Source organism: Halobacillus rhizosphaerae, from assembly GCF_046719735.1.
Taxonomy (GTDB): Bacteria; Bacillota; Bacilli; order Bacillales; family Halobacillaceae; genus Halobacillus_B; species Halobacillus_B rhizosphaerae.
Window position 1 is genome coordinate 152,791 of the sequence record NZ_JAUTWQ010000001.1, and the last position, 21,952, is coordinate 174,742.

At 38.8% G+C, this 21,952-nt stretch carries 22 protein-coding genes and 1 riboswitch; of the genes, 19 read left to right on the top strand and 3 right to left on the bottom strand.

Annotated features, from left to right (window positions below; all coding sequences use genetic code 11):
- Positions 1–242 precede the first annotated feature (242 nt).
- The 5 genes from Q7A53_RS00740 (at position 243) to Q7A53_RS00760 (ending at position 3,379) form a co-directional block, all read left to right on the top strand.
- Positions 243–1,088, top strand: coding sequence for an N-acetylmuramoyl-L-alanine amidase family protein (locus Q7A53_RS00740; protein WP_411787197.1), 846 nt, complete (start codon positions 243–245; stop codon positions 1,086–1,088).
- A gap of 663 nt (positions 1,089–1,751) precedes the next feature.
- Positions 1,752–1,931, top strand: coding sequence for a hypothetical protein (locus Q7A53_RS00745; RefSeq protein WP_411787198.1), 180 nt, complete (start codon positions 1,752–1,754; stop codon positions 1,929–1,931).
- Between the two features lie 4 nt (positions 1,932–1,935).
- Positions 1,936–2,112, top strand: coding sequence for a response regulator transcription factor (locus tag Q7A53_RS00750; RefSeq protein WP_411787838.1), 177 nt, complete (start codon positions 1,936–1,938; stop codon positions 2,110–2,112).
- Between the two features lie 15 nt (positions 2,113–2,127).
- Positions 2,128–2,214: riboswitch (cyclic di-GMP riboswitch) on the top strand.
- Between the two features lie 131 nt (positions 2,215–2,345).
- Positions 2,346–2,831: an EAL domain-containing protein gene (locus Q7A53_RS00755; protein WP_411787199.1), complete on the top strand. Its 486-nt coding sequence runs from the start codon at positions 2,346–2,348 to the stop codon at positions 2,829–2,831.
- Between the two features lie 41 nt (positions 2,832–2,872).
- Positions 2,873–3,379, top strand: coding sequence for a PilZ domain-containing protein (locus Q7A53_RS00760; protein WP_411787200.1), 507 nt, complete (start codon positions 2,873–2,875; stop codon positions 3,377–3,379).
- Between the two features lie 473 nt (positions 3,380–3,852).
- On the opposite strand, the gene Q7A53_RS00765 is transcribed toward Q7A53_RS00760, so the two are convergent.
- Both Q7A53_RS00765 and sda read right to left on the bottom strand, forming a co-directional pair.
- Positions 3,853–3,999: a hypothetical protein gene (locus tag Q7A53_RS00765; protein ID WP_411787201.1), complete on the bottom strand. Its 147-nt coding sequence runs from the start codon at positions 3,997–3,999 to the stop codon at positions 3,853–3,855.
- 312 nt (positions 4,000–4,311) lie between these two features.
- Positions 4,312–4,443 carry a sporulation histidine kinase inhibitor Sda gene (gene sda, locus Q7A53_RS00770; protein WP_411787202.1) on the bottom strand — a complete coding sequence of 44 codons (132 nt, stop codon included), beginning with the start codon at positions 4,441–4,443 and terminating at the stop codon, positions 4,312–4,314.
- A 565-nt stretch (positions 4,444–5,008) separates the two neighbouring features.
- Between sda and Q7A53_RS00775 the strand changes: the two genes are divergently transcribed.
- From Q7A53_RS00775 to Q7A53_RS00810, 8 genes are all read left to right on the top strand, one after another.
- The gene (locus Q7A53_RS00775; RefSeq protein ID WP_411787203.1) at positions 5,009–5,989 is read left to right on the top strand and encodes a hypothetical protein; all 981 of its coding nucleotides are present in this window, start codon (positions 5,009–5,011) and stop codon (positions 5,987–5,989) included.
- Between the two features lie 170 nt (positions 5,990–6,159).
- Positions 6,160–7,446 carry a trigger factor gene (gene tig / locus Q7A53_RS00780; RefSeq protein ID WP_411787204.1) on the top strand — a complete coding sequence of 429 codons (1,287 nt, stop codon included), beginning with the start codon at positions 6,160–6,162 and terminating at the stop codon, positions 7,444–7,446.
- A 325-nt stretch (positions 7,447–7,771) separates the two neighbouring features.
- Positions 7,772–9,049 (top strand): ATP-dependent protease ATP-binding subunit ClpX, encoded by a 1,278-nt coding sequence (gene clpX / locus Q7A53_RS00785; protein ID WP_411787205.1) that lies wholly within the window; start codon positions 7,772–7,774, stop codon positions 9,047–9,049.
- Between the two features lie 252 nt (positions 9,050–9,301).
- Positions 9,302–11,632: an endopeptidase La gene (lon, locus tag Q7A53_RS00790; RefSeq protein WP_411787206.1), complete on the top strand. Its 2,331-nt coding sequence runs from the start codon at positions 9,302–9,304 to the stop codon at positions 11,630–11,632.
- On the top strand, positions 11,622–12,236 hold the full coding sequence (gene yihA, locus Q7A53_RS00795) for a ribosome biogenesis GTP-binding protein YihA/YsxC (RefSeq protein ID WP_411787207.1): 615 nt from the start codon (positions 11,622–11,624) through the stop codon (positions 12,234–12,236). The genes lon and yihA overlap by 11 nt, the downstream gene beginning before the upstream one ends.
- Positions 12,237–12,630: 394 nt before the next feature.
- Complete coding sequence (locus Q7A53_RS00800) at positions 12,631–13,467, top strand: transporter substrate-binding domain-containing protein (protein WP_411787208.1); 837 nt, start codon at positions 12,631–12,633, stop codon at positions 13,465–13,467.
- Between the two features lie 105 nt (positions 13,468–13,572).
- Complete coding sequence (locus Q7A53_RS00805) at positions 13,573–14,202, top strand: amino acid ABC transporter permease (protein WP_411787839.1); 630 nt, start codon at positions 13,573–13,575, stop codon at positions 14,200–14,202.
- A 36-nt stretch (positions 14,203–14,238) separates the two neighbouring features.
- A complete protein-coding gene (locus tag Q7A53_RS00810; protein ID WP_411787840.1) occupies positions 14,239–14,961 on the top strand; it encodes an amino acid ABC transporter ATP-binding protein in 723 nt (240 codons plus the stop codon).
- Positions 14,962–15,001: 40 nt separating this feature from the next.
- Here Q7A53_RS00810 and Q7A53_RS00815 read toward each other — a convergent pair whose 3' ends face one another.
- Positions 15,002–15,478 carry a LiaI-LiaF-like domain-containing protein gene (locus tag Q7A53_RS00815; RefSeq protein WP_411787209.1) on the bottom strand — a complete coding sequence of 159 codons (477 nt, stop codon included), beginning with the start codon at positions 15,476–15,478 and terminating at the stop codon, positions 15,002–15,004.
- Positions 15,479–15,724: 246 nt separating this feature from the next.
- Between Q7A53_RS00815 and hemA the strand changes: the two genes are divergently transcribed.
- From hemA to hemL, 6 genes are all read left to right on the top strand, one after another.
- Positions 15,725–17,095, top strand: a complete 1,371-nt coding sequence (gene hemA, locus Q7A53_RS00820) for a glutamyl-tRNA reductase (RefSeq protein ID WP_411787210.1) — start codon at positions 15,725–15,727, stop codon at positions 17,093–17,095.
- A gap of 14 nt (positions 17,096–17,109) precedes the next feature.
- Positions 17,110–17,928, top strand: a complete 819-nt coding sequence (locus Q7A53_RS00825) for a cytochrome C assembly family protein (protein WP_411787211.1) — start codon at positions 17,110–17,112, stop codon at positions 17,926–17,928.
- Positions 17,929–17,947: 19 nt separating this feature from the next.
- Positions 17,948–18,877 carry a hydroxymethylbilane synthase gene (gene hemC / locus Q7A53_RS00830; protein WP_411787212.1) on the top strand — a complete coding sequence of 310 codons (930 nt, stop codon included), beginning with the start codon at positions 17,948–17,950 and terminating at the stop codon, positions 18,875–18,877.
- A complete protein-coding gene (locus Q7A53_RS00835) occupies positions 18,877–19,647 on the top strand; it encodes a uroporphyrinogen-III synthase (protein ID WP_411787213.1) in 771 nt (256 codons plus the stop codon). The genes hemC and Q7A53_RS00835 overlap by 1 nt, the downstream gene beginning before the upstream one ends.
- Before the next feature lie 4 nt (positions 19,648–19,651).
- A complete protein-coding gene (gene hemB / locus Q7A53_RS00840; RefSeq protein WP_411787214.1) occupies positions 19,652–20,632 on the top strand; it encodes a porphobilinogen synthase in 981 nt (326 codons plus the stop codon).
- A 79-nt stretch (positions 20,633–20,711) separates the two neighbouring features.
- The gene (gene hemL / locus Q7A53_RS00845; RefSeq protein ID WP_411787841.1) at positions 20,712–21,944 is read left to right on the top strand and encodes a glutamate-1-semialdehyde 2,1-aminomutase; all 1,233 of its coding nucleotides are present in this window, start codon (positions 20,712–20,714) and stop codon (positions 21,942–21,944) included.
- Positions 21,945–21,952: the final 8 nt, after the last annotated feature.

Consider the following 21,952-nt stretch of genomic DNA (forward strand, 5'->3'; position numbering starts at 1 on the left):
ATACCTCAGTTTCATACTATTAGGAAAAAAACATAAAGTGTAGACGAATACCCAAGAAAAGAACAAACCAAGTAAAAATTTCCCTTTCACCTGAACTAAAACAGTGTCTTTACCCAGGGCGTTACCCTATTTTGTCTCGAATTTAGTGTAATTTGCCAATTAGCCCGTACAAAAAATGTATACAGGCATCTACTAGAATGTAAGCAAATAATGTTCTGTAGAAACAGAAGGGATCATGATTTATGGCTAAGCTAATTGCTCTGGACGATGGACATGGTAAAGATACACCAGGAAAGAGAACTCCTTATATTCCAGAGATTGGACGTTCCATACAAGAAAATGAGTTTAACAAAGCAGTTGTTAAGTTTCTAAAGGTTGAGTTAGAGAGATGTGGTTTTAACACTTTATTAGTTGCACCTACAGATGCAGATACACCACTTAAAGACCGAACTGATTTAGCGAATAGCAAGAAGGCAGATGCCTATATTGCCATTCATTATAACGCTTCAGATGGTTCATTTAGCGGTGCAAATCCAAGTGGAATAGAAGTATACGTTTATTTAGGTCACAAAAATAAAGAGGCAGGTAGACTTGCCAGTTCTGTTGCAAAATACCTTCGTCAAGGGACTCCCCAAAATTTTAGGGGAGTTTACGAAGCCGATTTTCACGTTCTGCGTGAATCGAATATGGTTGCCATTCTATCAGAGAACGGTTTTATGGATAATAAACTCGAAGCTTTATTAATGATTGATCAAAAGTTTCAAAAAGAGGTAGCTGTGGAGCATGCCAAAGGAATTTGTGAATACTTTGGAGTAACTTACAAAGCGGAGAAAGAGGTAGAGGAAATGTTGGATAAAGCAATTGTTATTAATTCATTTGTAGATTTTCCAGTAGCAGAGGTCTTAGCTAACAAGATTGGGGCACCCATCTATACAACTACTGTAGCTTCCAAAAGCAAAGTAGCTAAAGAGTTAGTTGTAGTCGGAGGAAACTCAGATGGTTTAAAAGCAGACAAATATACGGTACTTGCTGGAGACGATCGTTTTGCCACAGCTAGAAAAGTAGAGATGTATATTAACTCTCTCTAAATTCTCTTGGAAAGAAGCTTAGGCAGTTGGCAGAATTTTATCATTAGGAGTATCCTTGTTTCGTAGACCATTTGAGATAAACTCAAAGAATATTGATTTAATATGGTTTTACACCACTAAAAACTATTGCAATTATAAGGCATCCAACAGCCTTTTAAGCTGTGGGGCAGGTGGCGAATCCATTTTAGGACGCTAACTTTAAAAACACTGACTCTCTTTTGTTTTGATAGAGTCAGTGTTTTTTTGATTTCTATTTGATTGCATATCTTGAGTTATAGTTGAGAAATTACTTTAGAAATAATCTTCAGAGATTCCAGGACGGAGTAAAAAGGATGTTAAAGAATGCCTGTTCTTATTATAGCTTAGCGTTCTAGGAATTTACTTAGCCTTATCTTTGCTGTAAAAATTTATCGAATTCCTCGTCTAATCTTGTGAGAAAAACGTTACTAAATTGATTTAATTAAGCGTAAGCATATAGTTCTATCTTGCTGTATGGAACTATATGAAGAGTAAGTATAATTTAGAGGAAAAAGGAAAAAAATAGCTAATTATAAGTGTAATATAGCACAAAATGGTTAAAAAATAATCCCTATAGGTTATAGGAATATTTTACTAGCTGTTGTAATATAAATTATGAAATAAGAAGAAATTGGGTGATAGAGTATGGATGTTATAAAATCTTTCAAATTAAATGAACAAGAAATCAAGGACTTAATTGCTGCCGTAAATTTTATGATCTATCATTCGAAAAACAAAGAATCTGATAGGATCCAAAGATTACAAGGAATGCTTAAAGATTTCCTAGCCAATTCCAAAGAGCATGAAGATGAAAAAGATTTTTAAAAAAATGCTCTCTCACAGGGAAAAACAAATTTTTTCGCTTTTGGTTAATGGCTCCTTAAATAAGGAAATTGCACATGCTTTACATATATCAGATCATACAGTAAAAGTACATTTAAGAAACATCTATCGTAAATTGGATGTTAATAACAAAGTAGAGTTGATCCTTCGTTACAAAGACTAAAATACATACTTTAAATTTCAGAAATGGCAAACCTACTGAAAAGCAGGGACGCAAAGCCACGGGTCTAAAGCAAATAATTGTTAAGACAGCCGGGTTACCTAAGGAATGAGAATTAAAGTGATCTCATTTTACTTGAGTTCACTTTTTTTATATAAAAAAATAGAAAGGAGAATTAGATACCTTATCTATACATAAAGCTCTTGAATCCTACTGGGCGGCAGGATTAAAAGAAAATGACGGGCTTTTGTTTTTTAAATGTGTTTTTTTCCACCATATTAAATCCAAATTTCCGATCATTCATAAATAAGATTGTCACAACTTATCCAATAAGTCAAAATATCATCTTCGAAATTAATGAAATGGAAGACTATGGGGATACAAAGGTATTTATGCAAGCATTAAACTTTGTTAGAGAACTGGGCATAGGTATTGCAATTGATGATATGGGAAAAGGTAACTCCCAGCTTCAATCCATCATTGAATGGAAGCCGGATTATGTGAAACTAGACAGATATTTAACTAAGGGTCTTAACGAATCTAAGAGAAAGCAAAGTATCGTTAAACTGCTCTTAGGTTACTCTCAGGAATTTGGTATAAAAGTGATAATGGAAGGAATTGAAACAGTTGAAGAGTTGAAAACCGCCAAAGATTTAGGCGTTTATATTGCTCAGGGGTTTGCTTTGGGAACTCCTGAGAGATTGAAAACATTATTGAGGTGAGGATGATGCTGTATATATTGATATACGAAATATTCCTAAATATGGTATTAATTGTTCTCCCCGTCTATGGACAAAAATCATTTAATAAAGAAAAGAGAAAAGTTAACACTTTAACCAGTCAAAAAGATAGAGACTCTTTATTGAAAAAGCATAAAACCAAGCAGAAGGGAAATTTTCGGTTAGAAATCCCATCTAAGGAATCTTTTCTCATATTAAAAGTTATTGAAAATGAAGATTTTACTAAATTAATAGGTAAGATTGTAAAAGGTAACATTAAAGACATTAGCACCACCGGAGTGAAATTTATTTGTCCCTACAACCTTCCCGTCCATCTTAAAATTAAAGTGGAGATCTGCTTTAAAATAGCAAGTAAAGAGTTCAGATTCAATGCCTACATTGTAAGGAAAGATGAGCACCTTAGCAGAAAATCAAAAAATTATGGTATTAAATTCATAGAAATAACTTCTAAGGAACAAGAAAATTTAATCATAGAACTTCGTAAGCTTGAAGCTCAGCAAAGGAGAAAAGTTACATCTGTTTCATCATAATCAACTTTTTGATAAATGAATAAAGTCACGAGCCGTTTATAGGTTTGAAGGATATAGAGTGGTAGCGAATATGTTTTTGATTCGCAACCGCTCTTTTTATTAGAGGTTTTTTTATTATTAATGGAGGAAAGAAGATGCTATATCTACATGAGGGAGATTTTCTTGGAAATTTTATCAGGCAGCGGCTGATCCTGTCCCATGTTGGATTGAAGAGAATTTTTTGTAGGTGTTGAATAGATTAATGCATATCTGTTCATGCTGAATTATAAAAAGGATGTGACATACCAATGTTTCATTGGGAGACACTTCTCATAATCAGTTTATTTTCAATCAGTATCATTGGTATGCTTACCATCATCTTTTTTGTTTTCTGGAAAGAATAAAATTTTGTCTCTTTGATACTCTATGAAAAAAGATAGGGTAAAGAGCGGCCTGCTTTATTCAGAAGACCAGCTCTCACTAATCCCTGGGGTTTATCCCATTCCGGGGTCGCCAGGATCATAACTATGCTGAACAGTTCCACCTGCGAAATCGATATGGTCTGTAGAGAGTGGAGATGAATGGGAGTTACCAGCAACAAATAATAGAACTAAGAACAGGCCGCACAAGATTCTTTTCATGAATACCCTCCTATAATTAGTAATAAATTCTATTAAACTTTGATCTCAACCACAAATAAATTAGAAAAGTTATTTCAATTGTAATTATATACAATAAATAACAAGAATAGGGAAAAAATTCGAAAAAATTAAAAATAATTGTTGAAATGTGCGAAAATCCTGATGATTTTTAAAAAATAGAGGGTTTAATGGGAGGTTTAAATAGAAGTCAATAGCTTGTCAACGTAAGAAACTGATTAAGTGATTAAATAAGCGTCATAGAGTCTGAACTCCATAACGCTCTTAACCGCTTATATTTAGTGAAGTTCGTAGTTAGTGTGTGGGAAGTTCAAGGGATCTCTTGTCCATTTCTTCTGCTAAAAGACAAACGAAATCTTTATCTAATTGCAGCTTCAAGGACTCAAGGTAAGCTTCCAGTAGGGTTTGATCATCCAGCAATGACAACTTATACAACTCCTTGATTAAACATGAAATTATTTTTCTTAATACACATTTACTTATTTTAACAAAGAAAATATTTTTTACATGGGTATTTAGAACTGTTTTGGCGATTTGAAAGAAATAGTAAACATATTTTCAATAGATAAAACCTTTGATTTTCCAAAATTATTTCTATTTCAACAAATTCAGTGTTTAAATGACCGGCATATAACTTGAAAATTGTCTTCGATAAATACTTGTAATATCAAGTATTAGGCTGTGTTTTATTAAAACTTGCGGATTCTTTATATTGTCTGTTTTTGATAAATAAGAGAAATATCCTCTGGATGAATAGAAATTGTGATGAGGATAATAATAGGTCGATAGATACAAGTAAAAAGTTTCAGGTGAGAGAGTTTTCCATTCAACTTAACTTATTCATTGCGGAAATCTGGAATATAGAAGAAGCTGTCATTTATTACAAAAGCAGTTTTACACCTGTATAGAATAAATGTTTGATATAATACGTTTTAGGTAAGAATAGAGAGAACCTGCAATATTAGACTTCAGGTATTAGGAAGGGTGGCTTATGGAAAATAAGACCGGGAATATAGTAATTTTCCCAAAATGGAGAACCAGGCTTGAAAAAGAGGGATTGCAAGCGGTAAATGAAAAAAGGTACCAGGATGCCGTCGCTTCTCTGCAACCGCTGTTAGAGTATGGAGCAGCAAGCCATGATGCAATTACCGGATTATTAATGAGCTGGATAGAGCTGGGTTATTATGAAGAAGCAGAGTCCTTATGTAAGCAGCAGATGAAAATAGAAGAAGACCATTATTTCGAGTATCTACATATATACATAACGATTTTATTTCAGGACAACCGGTATCAGGAACTCGTTGACTTATTAGATGAAGTGTTTAATAGCGAAGAAGTTCCTCATCAAAACCGTACTCAGCTATGGCAAATGTATGAGGTGAGCAGAAAACTGCTTGAAGATACGAACAAACAAGTAGGAGAAAAGCTCGTTCATGATTTTTTTAAAGGTATGGAAGAAGAGGACTTACATAAGCAATGGCGTTCAGTTGCTCAGCTCCATAAACAATCTGCAGATCAATACATTTCCATGTTTAAACCCATTTTAATGAAGGAAGCGGTGCATCCTATTATTAAGACTGCGATCATTGAATGGTTTCGGGAGAGTAAAATTGAAGAAGCCGTAACGGTATTTAAATTTGGAAAAACAGCAGAAGTTGTTCCTTCTGAATTAAATCTTCTGCAGTCCGAGTATATAATCAAGCAAATTCAAATGAGACTCGGGGCGATAGAACAAAGCAATCCAACCATGTATGAAATGCTGGATCAGTTGTTATATCACTATTGTTATGTAAGGTATCCTCTGTATCCAGACGAAAACGAACTTCCTCTAGTAGTGGAAGCATTAAAACAGCTGGGACATGAATATCTTCAACTTCCCTATTCCTCAAAGGAAGACGAGGAAGATGTCTCCTTATATAAAGAAGAAATTGAACTGTGCGAACAGCATTATTTAATTATTGCAGGACAGTGAATGAGCGAAAATACTGAATTTTATTCCTGCCTACCGCATCAGTTGAAAGCGGAATTCTTTATGTTATAATGTAATGGTTGCAAATTAGATTCGTATGTATAAGAGTCATAGAATCAATTATCAATCGTCTTCGGACGAAAATGAATGATAGATGTTGGAGGGAATTTTTTATGTCAGCAAAATGGGAAAAACAAGAAGGCAATCAGGGTACTCTTACCGTAGAGGTACCTGCAAGTGAATTCAGCCAGGCACTTGATCAAGCATTTAAGAAAGTAGTTAAGCAAGTGCAGGTGCCAGGATTCCGAAAAGGGAAAGTACCTCGTAAATTGTTTGAACAACGGTTTGGTGTAGAATCACTTTATCAGGATGCGCTTGATATTATACTTCCTGAGGCCTACTCAAATGCTGTCGAAGAAACTGGAATTGAACCGGTGGATCGGCCAGAAGTAGATGTGAAAACTATTGAAAAGGGAAAAGATTTAGTTTTCACTGCAGAAGTCACAGTTAAGCCTGAAGTTAAACTTGGGGAATACAAAGGCTTAGAAGTTGAAGAGCTTAGTACGGAAGTTACAGATGAAGATGTGAATAACGAATTAAAACAACTTCAAGAGCGTCAAGCTGAATTGGTAGTTAAAGAGGACGGAGAAATTGAAAATGGCGACACGGTCGTTATGGACTTTGAAGGATTTGTTGATGGAGAAGCTTTTGAAGGCGGCCAAGCTGATAACTATTCTCTTGAAATTGGATCCGGTTCTTTCATTCCAGGATTTGAAGAACAGCTTGTAGGGAAAAAAGCCGGTGAAGAAGCGGACGTTAATGTCTCTTTCCCGGATGAGTACCACGCTGAGGATCTTGCAGGTAAAGAAGCATTATTCAAAGTTAAAATTCATGAAGTTAAAGGCAAAGAACTACCAGAACTTGATGATGAGTTTGCTAAGGATGTAGATGAAGAAGTAGATTCCTTAGATGAGCTTACTAAGAAAACTCGTGAGCGTCTTGAGGAACAAAAGAAAACAGAAGCTGATAACCACAAGCGTGACACATTAGTTCAGCAAGCTGCAGAAAATGCAGAGGTTGATGTTCCACAGTCTATGGTTGACACAGAACTTGACCGTATGATCAGCGAATTCGAACAACGCCTTCAAATGCAAGGCATGACGAAAGATATGTACTTCCAGTTCACTGGTCAGGATGAAAACGCACTTCGTGAACAAATGCAGGAAGATGCTGGTAAGCGTGTGAAAACTAACTTAACGCTTGAAGCTATCTCTCAAGCAGAGGACGTTGAAGTTTCTGATGAAGACGTGAACGCAGAACTAGAAACTATGGCTTCTACCTATCAAACAGATGTAGCGCAGCTGACTCAAATGCTTGGCGGCAATACAGATATGATCAAAGAAGACCTTAAAGTACGTAAAGCGATTGATGTTTTAGTTGAAAATAGTAAAACTAAATAATTACTTGAGAAGACAAGGCTTGGCCAACCCCGCCTTGTCTTCTCCTATATTTAACTTAGAAGAGTTAATTTAATTTTAGAAAATTTAGGGATTGTGAATGAAACAACCCATTTTTTACATATAATAGTAAGGATATGCTATCGTTTGACTTATCCATCACATATCTACATAATGAGGTTGGTGCAATAGATATCGTACTCCTCTAATAGGTATTACTTTTTTGTTGGGAGTTAATTTGGTATGATGAGCAAAAGAACTGAAACGCTTAAGTCATATCTTAACTTCAGTCGCAGCTATTGCGTCATTTTATTAAGGGGTGAAATATATGTTTAAATTTAACGATGAAAAAGGGCAGTTAAAGTGTTCTTTCTGCGGTAAGAGTCAGGATCAAGTACGTAAACTGGTAGCAGGACCTGGCGTTTATATATGCGATGAGTGTATTGAACTTTGTACGGAAATCGTTGAAGAAGAGCTGGGAAATGAAGATGAAGTAGAATTTAAAGAAGTACCTAAGCCACAGGAAATTCGTGAAATTCTTAATGATTACGTAATTGGTCAGGATCAGGCAAAGAAGAATTTATCTGTAGCGGTTTATAACCATTACAAACGTATTAATGCCGGTGTGAAAAATGACGATGTAGAATTGGCAAAGAGTAATATTCTTATGCTTGGCCCTACAGGGAGCGGTAAAACCTTACTTGCTCAAACATTAGCCCGCATTCTCAATGTTCCATTTGCGATCGCGGATGCTACGTCTTTAACTGAAGCTGGTTATGTTGGAGAAGATGTAGAAAATATTCTTCTTAAACTGATACAGTCTGCGGACTATGATGTGGAAAAAGCAGAAAAAGGGATCATTTATATTGATGAAATTGATAAAGTAGCTCGTAAATCTGAGAATCCATCCATTACACGTGATGTGTCAGGTGAAGGTGTACAGCAAGCGCTGCTTAAAATCCTTGAAGGGACGCAGGCTAGCGTACCTCCTCAAGGTGGCCGTAAACATCCTCATCAAGAATTCATTCAAATTGACACTACAAATGTATTGTTTATTGTTGGTGGTGCCTTTGATGGAATTGACCAGATCATTAAGCGCCGTCTCGGACGAAAAGTGATCGGATTTGGATCAGAACAGGCAACGAATGAATCTGAGAAGAAAGAACTCTTGACTAAAGTGCTGCCTGAAGACTTGTTAAGCTACGGTCTAATTCCAGAATTTATCGGCCGTCTACCCGTTATTGGCAGCCTTGAACAGCTGGATGAAGATGCATTAGTTGAAATTTTGACTAAGCCTAAGAATGCTCTTGTTAAGCAATATCAGAAACTTTTCCAAATCGATCATGTGGAGCTGGAGATCGAAGAAGATGCACTTCGTGAGATCTCCCGCTTAGCCATCGAAAGGAAAACAGGAGCCCGTGGTCTTCGTTCTATTATTGAAGGAATTATGTTAGACGTCATGTATGAACTGCCATCTCGTGATGATATTGAGAAATGTATTATTACAAAAGATACAGTCATTGCTGAAAACGGACGTCCTAAGCTGGTACTGACTGACGGGACTATCGAGGAAGACGATCAGGAAACGCCGAAGGAAAGTGCCTGAACTTCCTGAAATTGTGTGAACTCTTTTTTGCTAATAGCCGCGCTACGCGAACTGTAGCGCGGCTAATGCTATCTTTAGACCGTCTTTTAGATGGCATGAAAGGGTTCATACAGGTCATAATACATATAACGAGCTTTGTTATAGAAATGAGTTCCCCAGGGGTGAGAAAATGCTCACCCTTATGTTTTACTTTCTAACTGTATTTATATATGATGAGAATACGAATTCGCATTACCCGGAGGTGTGCAAGCAATGACAGATAACAAAAAAACTCAAATTCCCCTCCTTCCACTAAGAGGTTTATTAGTATATCCATCTATGGTCCTCCATCTTGATGTTGGTCGAGAGAAGTCTGTACAAGCACTGGAGCAGGCGATGGTAGAGGATAATGAAATTTTCTTAGTATCTCAAAAAGAGGTTAATATTGACGAACCATCATCTGAAGATATGTATACGATCGGCACAGTAGTAAGAATTAAGCAGATGGTTAAACTGCCGAACGGTACTAACCGTGTCTTAGTTGAAGGTCTCTATCGTGCAAGCATAGACGAAATGGACGAGGGCGAGGAATATTACCAAGCTAAGATTAGCAAAGTTGAAGATGAGCATGAAGATAAGAATGAGGAAGAAGCTTTAACTCGAACTCTTATGAGCCAATTTGAACAATATGTGAAAGTATCGAAAAAGGTAAGCCAGGAAACATTTAATACTGTATCTGATATTGATGATCCCAGTCATCTTGCTGATATTGTGACTTCTCACTTACCGGTCAAAATTAAAGATAAGCAAAGCATATTGGAAACGAAAAATGTTAAGAAACGATTGCAAAAGCTGATCGAGTTGATTGGCAATGAACGCGATGTTTTGCAAATTGAACAGAAGATCGGTCAGCGTGTTAAAAAGTCCATGGAAAAAACACAAAAAGAATATTATTTGCGGGAACAAATGAAGGCGATTCAATCGGAACTCGGAGATAAAGATGGAAAATCAGGGGAAGTGGCCAGTCTCAGAGAAAAAATCGCAGAGGCCAATATGCCTGAACGGGTTGAGAAGATTGCTGAAAAAGAACTGGGAAGATATGAGAAAGTCCCACAAAGTTCTGCTGAAAGCTCTGTGATTCGTAATTACATTGAGTGGTTAGTATCAATTCCTTGGTCTTCGGAAACAGAAGATAACCTTGATGTTAAGCATGCGGAGAAGATCTTAGACGAGGACCATTATGGATTAGAAAAAGTAAAAGAACGAGTATTAGAATATTTAGCTGTCCAGAAATTGACCCAGTCGATTAAAGGTCCGATCCTATGCCTAGTTGGTCCGCCAGGGGTTGGTAAAACTTCTCTAGCTAAGTCAATTGGACGAGCGATCAACCGTAAATTTGTAAGAATTTCTTTAGGCGGGATACGAGATGAAGCTGAAATCCGCGGTCATCGCAGAACTTATATCGGCGCGATGCCAGGCCGGATTATTCAAGGTATGAAACGAGCTGAAACTGTAAATCCTGTCTTCTTGTTAGATGAAATTGATAAAATGGCGAGCGATTTTCGCGGTGACCCATCTTCCGCTATGCTTGAAGTCCTTGACCCGGAACAAAACTCTACCTTTAGTGATCATTTTATCGAAGAGCATTATGACCTTTCCAAAGTGATGTTCATTGCCACCGCTAATACCATGACTTCTATTCCAGGACCTCTGATGGACCGGATGGAAGTAATCTCTATTGCCGGTTATACAGAAGTAGAAAAACTTCACATTGCGAAAGAGCACTTACTTCCGAAGCAAATTAAAGAAAATGGCTTGAAGAAAAGTCAGCTGCAAATTCGTGAAGATGCACTGCTAAAGCTGATTCGAACTTATACAAGAGAAGCAGGAGTTCGTGGAATGGAACGTGAACTTGCAAATATTTGCAGAAAAGCTGCTAAAATTATTGTATCAGGTGAGAAGCAGCGTGTGGTAGTTACTGAAAAACAATTAGAAGAGCTTATTGGCAGGCCCAAATTCCGTTTTGGACAAGCCGAATTAGAAGATCAAATTGGAGCTGCTACCGGGCTTGCTTATACCGCTGCCGGGGGAGACACTTTATCTATTGAAGTCTCGATCTATCCTGGAAAAGGGAACCTTACTTTAACTGGTAAGCTTGGAGATGTGATGAAGGAATCAGCACAAGCAGCATTTAGTTATATTCGCTCAAGGGCAGAAGAATTGAACATAGATGTGGATTTTGTTGAGAAAAATGATATTCACATACACGTGCCTGAAGGAGCAACTCCTAAAGATGGTCCTTCAGCAGGTATTACGATGGCCACGGCACTTGTTTCTGCTTTAACCGGACGAGCGGTTAAAAAAGAAGTAGGAATGACTGGGGAGATCACTCTAAGAGGACGAGTTCTGCCTATAGGTGGTTTAAAACAAAAATCATTAAGTGCGCACCGAGCAGGATTAACAACTATTATTATTCCTGCAGATAATGAAAAGGATCTGGAGGAAATTCCGGAGAGTGTTCGTTCTGAACTTACATTTATCCCAGTTAAGCACTTAGATGAAGTACTAGATCAAGCATTAGTGGGGGAAATACATGAAAGTTAATTATGTGGATATCGTGATTAGTGCGGCAAGCAAAAAGCAATATCCGAAAGATCCAATACCTGAAATTGCTTTAGCAGGAAGATCGAATGTTGGCAAATCATCCTTTATTAATAAGATGATCCAACGGAAAAATTTAGCTCGGACTTCATCCAAACCTGGAAAAACTCAAACGCTGAACTTTTATATTATTAATGAAGAATTTCATTTTGTAGATGTTCCTGGGTATGGTTATGCTAAGGTTTCTAAATCAGAACGGGCTAAATGGGGAAGAATGATGGAAGAATACTTTGCTGAAAGAGAGCAATTACGTGCGACAGCTCTAGTCGTTGATATCCGTCATAAACCCACTGAAGATGACCAAATGATGTATGATTATTTAAAGCATTTTGAATTGCCAGTGATGGTGATTGCCACAAAACTCGATAAAATTAAAAAGGGTCAGCGGCAAAAGCAGCTGAAGACCATCATTCAGACATTGGAAATAGAAGATGAAGATAATCTTATTCCTTTTTCTGCTGAAACTGGCGAAGGCAAAGACCTTGCTTGGAGAACAATGCTGCAATATTTAAATGGAAAACAAAGACAGAAGAATCATTCTGAATGAATAAAAGCGTGGAATCAAAGTGTTTTCTTTTGATTCCACGCTTTTTTTTGCCGCTTAGGAAATGACAAGTTGAAGGGGACGTTGATAACTTTTTGTGGGGTGAAATCCGTCCAACTCCAGCCCGCTTACTTAGATCGGGAGGGGAAATGATGATTTTGATCTATGTTTTATAGAGCAGAATGGAAAAAATATTACAAATATCGAATAATTTAAAGTAAATTATGGGATTTATAAGGATTAGTCAGTATTTTAGCAATTCAATGATTAAATTGCCTTTTTTTCGCTTAATTTCATTTGTAGTTAATTTTGGGAAAAATCAGATTACTAGATATAATGAAGTATATTGCATTGTTACAAATAAGTTACAACAGTTTAAGGAGAGGATTTGGTAGACATGAAAAAATTACTTTTTATGATTGCGTTGAGTTCTCTACTCATCTTTGCTTTGTCCGCATGCGGAAGCAGTGATGATGGAGAAGAGAGTTCTGGCGACTCAAACAACTCATCAGATACTTCAGGAGATTCAGGCAAATCCGCTTCTGATTATAATCTAGTAAAGGATGGTAAATTCACTTTTGCTTCCTCTGGAGAATTCCGTCCGTTCAGCATGACATCGGGCGGGGAAATGACTGGGTTTGATATTGACGTAGCGAATGCTGTTGCCGAGCAATTGGGCTTAGAACCTAACCAGCAGAAATTTAAGTTCGCAGCGATAGTAGAAGGGGTAAAATCAGGCCGTTTTGATGCGGCAGTTGCCAGTCATACCATTACACCTGAACGCCAAAAGGAAGTCGATTTCTCGACGCCTTATTACTATTCAGGGGCTCAAGTTTTCACTCGCCCTGGAAGCGATATTAAAAGTCTTGATGATTTAAAAGGTAAAGAGGTTGCAGTATCTAAAGGATCAACTTACGCGAAGTTTGCTCAAAAAGTAACTGATAATGTGAAGACCTATGATAGTGATGTTGTGGCTTTGCAATCCTTGTCAAAAGGCCGTCATGATGCAGTTATTACTGACTTCCTTACAGGGAAAGAAGCGAAAGGGCAGGGACTTAAGATTGAAGCAAAAGATATGATCGAAAGAAGTGAACAAGCCATTGCCGTCGCCAAAGGAAATGATAAATTACTTGAAGACATCAATGCCGCTTTAAAAACCCTTCGTGAAGATGGAACACTGAAAGAAATAAGTGAAAAATACTTTAAAGATGATATCACCACGAAGCCTGAGTAATTTGGTTAATCATTTTCACTAAAGAGCGCGCGTGCAGCGTGCTCTTTTTAAATGGAGAGGGAGTTGAGTTATTTGTATTTGTCAGCTAGTTTCTGGGAAGCACTTATAAATAGTAAGGGAATATTTTTAGAAGCTTCAAAAATGACACTTGCTTTAACAGCTGTATCAATTTTTATCGCGATCTTTATCGGTTTGTTTTTTGCCCTGTTAAAAATTTCTGATGTGAAAGTTTTAGGCTGGATCGCAAATGTTTATATTTACATCGTACGTGGGACCCCGTTAATTGTACAAATCTTCGTCTTTTACTATGGACTAACAAGTATTTGGATGATAAGTGGATTTTGGTCCGTGGCATTAGGGCTCGCCTTCCACAATGGTGCTTATATCGCTGAGATATTCCGTGGTTCTATACAATCGATTGGGAAAGGGCAAACGGAGGCTGGCCGGTCTTTAGGTATGAGCAGTTCCTTAACAATGCGCCGGATTATTCTGCCCCAAGCATTTCGGAGGGCATTGCCTCCTCTTGGAAACCAGTTTATTATTGGGTTAAAGGACTCTTCTCTAGCCGCCTTTATAGGGGTTTCTGAAATATTTGCAGTCGCCACTACCAGAGGAGCAAACACGTTTGATTACATGACTTGGCTGCTCGTCAGTGCGGTTTATTACTTAATTCTAGTGTTCTTACTGACAATGGTGGTCAGTTTAATTGAGAAGAAAATGTCAATTAGTGATTAACAGAGGGGGACATACAGCTTGGTGAAAAAAAATGAAATGGTACGCGTAGATAAATTAAATAAATCGTTTGGAGATCTTCATGTATTAAAAGATATAGACTTTAACGTGGATGAAAGTGAAGTTGTGGTACTCATTGGAGCGAGTGGCTCTGGAAAGAGTACAATGCTGCGCTGTATCAACTTCTTAGAAATGAAAAATAGTGGAGATATCTATATTAAAGGGAAAGAAGTAGATCCCAAAAAGGATGATTTGAACAAGGTTAGACAAAAGGTTGGAATGGTCTTTCAACATTTTAATCTCTTTCCCCATAAGAGCGTGTTGGAGAATGTGATTGAGGCTCCGATGCAGGTGAAAGGGCTGGCAAAGGCAGAAGCTGCGAAAGAAGGCAGAGAGCTGCTGGAAAAAGTAGGTCTAGGCGACAAAGCTGATGATTATCCTTCTCGTTTATCCGGCGGTCAGAAGCAGAGGGTAGCCATTGCCAGGGCTCTTGCCATGAAGCCTGAAGTGATGTTATTTGATGAACCTACCTCTGCATTAGACCCTGAATTGGTAGGTGAAGTGCTGCAAACCATGAAACGGCTCGCTCAGGAAGGGATGACTATGATTGTGGTGACTCATGAAATGGGCTTTGCGCGAGAAGTCGCAGATCGAGTCGTCTATATGCATGATGGTAAAATTGTGGAAACTGGGGCGCCGAACGAGATTTTTGATCATCCGAAGGAAGAAAGAACCCAGGCGTTTCTAAGTTCGATTCTTTAAAGCTAAAAACAAGCCGCTCATATACATTGAGCGGCTTGTCTTACTTTTTACGTAGAAGCATATACATACCAATAGCAATAAGTACAATCGGCCAGAATTTCTCCAATAACCGAACGAATTGAGCGATCCAGTGTAACCAGCCGGGGTTCGCTGCCAACGCAAATACGGCAAGCCCAGTTAAAATAAGGCCGGGAAAGAGGCCGGATTTTGATTTGGTATACCTTAATAAAAAGGAAACTCCGATGATCAGCGGGTAAATGGCCCAGTGGTCCACCCAAAAAGAATAATGCGTTAATCCATGAAAATGAATGCCGAGCAACAGCAGGAGAGATCCTATGAAGATGTTTTGATATTCCTTAGCTGTGTAACTATATATTAGGAAAGCGGCACCGATAATAATGAGTAAAGTCGGCCAAGAGTAATAGGACTGAAAGAGGGAAATACTAAACTGTCGAAGCAAGAAAAAAATTCCAAATCCTACTAGTAATAATCCAGTAAGCCAATTCTGTTTTTTCATTCTAAACCTCCAGGAACAATCATTACATAAGTTGATTTCTTGCGATATTACGCTGGTTTTGGTATATTACAGACGGATTATCTTTAAATTATAGTTATTATTAGAAACTGAAATAAACATCATATAATTTCATCCTATCACAATACTTTCAAATTCTGTTCAAATTTTAACAGAAAGCTTATATGATTTTCATGTTATAATGTACAGTATGTAAAAGATTGAGGACGTTAATTGGGGGTAGATCAAATGCATATTTTAGCTGTTGGTTTAAATTATAAAACAGCCCCTGTGGAAATTAGAGAAAAGCTTACATTTTCTGATGAACACGTGCCTGAGGCGATGCAGCGTCTCAGCGTCCAGAAAAGTGTCCTTGAGAATGTGATTATTTCTACATGTAACCGTACGGAAATCTATGCTGTTGTCGACCAGCTTCATACAGGCAGGTATTATATAAAACAATTTCTTGCTGATTGGTTTAAGCTGGATAAGGAGGATTTCTCTCCATATCTTTCTATAATGGAAGACGATGGGGCCATAGAACATTTAATGAGAGTGACCGCCGGTTTAGATTCCATGGTACTTGGAGAAACACAAATCCTTGGACAAATGAAGCAGGCCTTTCATTTGGCACAGGAGTCCCAAACTACGGGTACTATTTTTAACCAGTTATTTAAACAATCCATTACGAATGCAAAGAAAGCCCATAAGGATACTGAAATTGGTGAAAATGCTGTATCTGTAAGTTATGCAGCTGTTGAACTTGCCAGAAAGATTTTTGGTGATTTAGTTCATAAGCATATCGTAATCTTAGGTGCTGGAAAAATGGGTGAATTAGCTGCAAAGAATCTTCAAGGCTCAGGAGTGAAACAGGTCACAGTAGTCAATCGTACGTTATCAAAAGCTGAGGTGGTTGCAGATCAGTTTAATGGACTGGCTACAACGATGGACCACCTAGATGAGGCATTGATTGATGCTGATATTGTTATTAGCTCTACAGGCGCAAGCGGATATGTGATCTCCAGGGATCGTATGGAGCCTATCCATCGTCAACGTAAAGGGAAGCCGCTATTTTTAGTGGATATTGCTGTCCCGCGTGACTTAGACCCTGCCTTGGAAGACTTAGAGAGCGTTTTCCTATATGATATTGATGATTTACAAGGGATTGTCGATGCCAACCTGGCACGTAGAAAACAGGCAGCTGAACAAATCGATCTGTTGATTGAAGAACAAATCGTGGAATTTAAAGAATGGCTTCAAACCATTGGTGTTGTTCCTGTTATTTCTGCTCTCCGCTCTAAGGCGCTCGGCATCCAGGCAGAAACGATGAAGAGCATTGAGCGGAAAATTCCTGAACTGTCAGAGCGTGAAAAGAAAGTGCTCCGTAAGCATACAAAAAGCATTATTAATCAAATGCTGAAAGAACCGATTCAGCAGGCGAAAGAATTAGCGGCAAAGCCGGATTCTAAAGAAAATCTGGAGTTATTTACTAAGATCTTTGGCATCAGTGAAGAAGTTGAGCAGGAAGTTATCGAACAAGAAAGAAAGAATAGAAGTGCAGTACAGAACGCTGAAGAAGGACCCTCCTTTTCATCAATCGCCCAGATTGCTAATTCATAAGGGTGGAATTTGTCATGTGGGATTTCAAGTGGATTTATGAACTCGTGCTGTTACTGTACGGTCTTAGTTTAATCGGATACTTCATCGATTTTATTCAAACAAACCGGAAGGCTAATCGATCCGCCTTCTGGTTACTTAGTGTGGTTTGGCTGCTGCAAACCTTTTTTTTATTGAGTCAGGTTCTTGTTAAAGACAACTTTCCAGTTATGAATATTTATGAAGGTCTCTATTTTTACGCATGGATTTTAGTAACCTTTTCATTATTGATAAACCGGTTATTCCGCGTGGACTTTCTGGTTTTTTTTACAAATGTACTTGGATTTCTCGTAATGCTGCTGCACATTTCCACTCGTGCCCAAGCGGATCTTGCTGAGCAAGGCGTCCGATTGGTGAATGAAATGCTGGTAGTACATATAAGTCTTGCACTTATATCCTACGCTTTTTTCACTTTTTCGTTCGTATTTTCGATCATGTACTTGCTGCAGTATCGTTTACTCAAGCAGAAAAAATGGAATACCAAGCTTTTTAGATTAGGGGATTTAACGAAACTTGATTATTTCTCCTATATAGCTATCATGCTTGGGGTTCCCCTGCTGGTTATAGCTATTATTCTAGGAGTGACCTGGGGATATGTTTCTCCGGACGTTTTTTATTGGTACGATTCTAAAACATTGGGTTCCTTTCTCGTATTGCTCGTTTATATTATTTATTTAGTTTTACGAGTGGTAAAGGGCTATCAGGGACGTACAATTTCCATATTTAATACGGCTGCATTTTTGTTTTTACTTATTAATTTTCTGCTCTTTGGATCATTATCAAACTTTCATTTTTAAACCTTGAGGAGGATGTATTTTGCGAAAAATCGTCATTGGTTCACGAAAAAGCAATCTGGCTATCACTCAGACAGAATGGGTGATCGAACAACTGAAAAACTTGGATCCTTCTTATGAATTTGAAATTAAGCGAATTTCTACCAAAGGGGATCAAATCCTTGATGTTACTTTAAACAAAGTAGGCGGAAAAGGGCTATTTATTAAGGAAATTGAGCAGGCGATGTATGATAAAGAAATTGACATGGCAGTTCATAGTATGAAGGATATACCGGGAGAAGTTGCTGAAGGACTGACCGTGGCATCGATTCCTGTGCGGGAGGATCATCGGGATGCTTTTGTCTCTAATGGAAATGTTCTCCTTAAAGATCTTCCAGCCGGCGCTGTGGTAGGAACAAGCAGTCTCCGAAGAGGTTCGCAGATTAAGGCAGTCCGGCCAGATGTGGAAATCAAATGGATTAGAGGAAATATTGACACACGTTTACGGAAACTGAAGGAAGAAGACTATGACGCCATTATCCTTGCAGCCGCTGGATTAAAGAGAATGGGCTGGGATGATGATCTAGTTACGGAATATCTTGAGCCCGAGGTTTGTGTCCCTGCTGTTGGACAAGGTGCCCTCGCCATCCAATGCAGAGAAGATGATGAAGAACTTCGTGACTATCTTATGAAGATCAATCATGAATACACTGCTGTTACGGTTAAAGCTGAACGAAAATTTCTTCAAGACTTAAATGGAGGCTGTCAAGTTCCCATTGGTGGTTATGCTTACAGGAAAGGAAAAGAAATTGTCCTGACTGGTCTGGTGGGTACTCCAGATGGCAAAACTATTTTACAAGAAACGGTTAGCGGTGAAGATCCTCTAGAAGTCGGTAAAGAGACAGCGAAACGTTTAAAAGCCCAAGGTGCCCAGGAAATTGTCGACCGGGCTAAAGAGGAGTTCGGTCAATAATGACTGCACTTGCAGGGAAACGTATTCTTAATACTAGAGGTAAATCCCAGGCGAAATCCCTGTCCATATTAATAGAACAAGCAGGGGGGAGCACCATTGAGGCCCCTCTGCTTTCCTTTCAAAGTCATTCATCAGAAAAAAATGATGATATCATCTCTAAACTTCACGACTATTCCTGGGTTTTTGTGACAAGCTCTAATGGTGTGAAGTTTTTTTTCGATTTATTAACGGAAAGACAAAAGGTGCTGCCCAAGCAGATCCGCTGGGCCGTGGTAGGGAAAAAAACTTCCCGAATACTTGCCGATTATGGTATAGAAGCTGATTTTATGCCTAATAAGTTCCAAGCTCAGCAGTTGGTTAAAGAATTCTTATGCCTCTATGAACATCCTGGACACATTCTTTTTATCCGCGGCAATCAATCTCGGGAGGAAATTCCTCGGATGTTGAAGGAAAAACAGGTGTTTTTTCAAACAATGACTGTTTATGATACGCTACCATTAAAAGATAGTCAGGATCTGATCCATGCATGTATCGAGCACAGTACAGTGGATGCTTTAACTTTCACTAGTCCTTCAACGATCGATGCTTTTATGGAGGCGCTCGGCAAGGGAAAGCAGAAAGCGCTGAGTTTTCCTTGTTTCTGTATTGGACCGACAACAGGAGCGAGGGCACGTGAAAAGGGATTTAAAGAAATCTATATTCCTGAGCAGTATACCCTCTCTCATATGGTAGACCAAATAATTAAATACTTTTCCAATAAAGGAGTTTAATATCATGAAAGAATTAGAGTTTAAACGTCACCGCCGCCTCCGCAGCACAGATAATATGCGTGCGCTAGTGAGAGAAACCCACTTACTTAAAGACGATTTGATTTTCCCTATTTTTGTGCTGGAAGAAAATGATGTAAAGAACGAAGTACCTTCCATGCCTGGAGTTTATCAAGTCTCGCTTAATTACTTAACCGAAGAAATGAACGAGCTGGTGAACTTAGGGATCAAATCAGTGATTGTGTTTGGAGTACCCCAGGAAAAAGATGAAGCAGGCAGTGAAGCCTATAACGAAGAAGGCATCGTGCAAAGAGCAATTCGCCAAATCAAAGAAGAAGTCCCTTCACTTACAGTTATAGCGGATACATGCCTCTGTCAGTACACTGACCACGGGCACTGTGGAGTGGTTCGTAATGGAGATATTGCGAATGATGAATCTCTTGAACTAATCACGAAAACGGCAATTACTCAAGCGCAGGCGGGAGCAGACATTATTGCTCCGTCTAATATGATGGATGGTTTTGTAGCTGCGATCCGTCAGGGATTAGATGAGGCCGGTTACAGCCAAATTCCTGTCATGAGTTACGCAGTAAAATATGCTTCAGCTTTTTATGGACCTTTCCGTGATGCTGCGCATAGTACGCCGCAGTTTGGTGACCGTAAAGCTTACCAAATGGACCCGGCCAATCGTCTAGAGGCCATCAGGGAAGCTGAATCCGATGTGGAAGAAGGAGCGGACTTTCTTATCGTGAAACCTTCTCTTGCGTACCTTGATATCATGAGAGAAGTGAAAGACCGCTTTCGTTTGCCGCTGGTGGCTTACAATGTAAGCGGCGAATATGCCATGATTAAAGCTGCCGCCCAAAATGGCTGGGTGGATGAGAAAGCGATTGTACTTGAAAAATTAACAGCCATGAAGCGCGCTGGGGCAGATTTGATTATTACCTACTTTGCCAAAGACGCAGCCAAATGGCTTAGTGAATCATAATCTTTAGATCTGAAAGGGATGGTAGGAATTGAAAAAATTTGAGCGTTCCATTGAAGCTTACAAAGAAGCTGTAAACTTGATGCCCGGGGGAGTAAATTCTCCAGTAAGGGCGTTTAACTCTGTAAATATGGATCCTATTTTTATGGAAAGAGGAAAAGGCTCTAAAATTTATGATATAGATGGTCATGAGTATATCGATTATGTCTTAAGCTGGGGCCCGCTCATCTTAGGGCATGCTGACGATCGCGTAGTCGAAGCTCTAAAGAAAACAACTGAACTTGGCACAAGCTTCGGTGCACCGACTGAGATCGAAAATAAATTAGCCAAATTAGTGACTGAACGCGTCCCTTCTATTGAAATGCTTCGTATGGTGAACTCAGGTACAGAAGCTACGATGAGTGCGCTTCGTGTTGCCCGTGGTTATACTGGCCGCGATAAAATCCTGAAGTTTGAAGGCAATTACCACGGTCATGGAGATTCACTGTTAATTAAAGCAGGATCAGGAGTGGCGACGTTAGGACTCCCGGATTCTCCAGGCGTCCCTGAATCGATTGCCCAAAATACGATTACCGTACCTTACAATGATTTAGAAAGTGCTCGTTACGTTTTTGAGCAATACGGAGATGATCTTGCTGCTGTTATTATTGAGCCTGTATCAGGAAATATGGGTGTGGTTCCACCAGATGAAAACTTTCTGCAAGGCTTGCGCACGCTCACAGAAAATAATGGCACTGTTCTAATCTTCGATGAAGTGATGACTGGATTCCGGGTAGGTTATAACTGTGCCCAGGGTCACTTTAACGTCACTCCTGATATGACTTGCTTAGGAAAAGTAATCGGCGGAGGACTTCCTGTAGGCGCTTATGGAGGGAAACGAGAGATTATGGAACGTGTAGCTCCTGTTGGTGACATTTATCAAGCGGGCACGTTATCAGGAAACCCTCTGGCCATGACTGCCGGGTATGAGACCCTTTCTGCTATGACAGAAGATCAATATGCAAAAATCAGCAAAAAGGTTGACCGTTTAATGGAAGGATTTCAGGAAGCGGCTACGGAAAACAACATTCCTTATACCGTTAACCGTGCCGGATCTATGGTTGGCTTCTTCTTTAATCAAGAGCCGGTTACCAACTTTGAAACTGCCAGTCGATCTAATCTGGATATGTTTGCAAGGTACTACCGGGGCATGATTGAAGAGGGAATCTTCCTACCCCCTTCTCAATTTGAAGGACTTTTTCTATCTGCTGCCCATACGGACGAAGATATTGAAAGAACCATTGAAGCAGCGAAGAAAGTATTTTCCACCCTGTAAACGGAAAT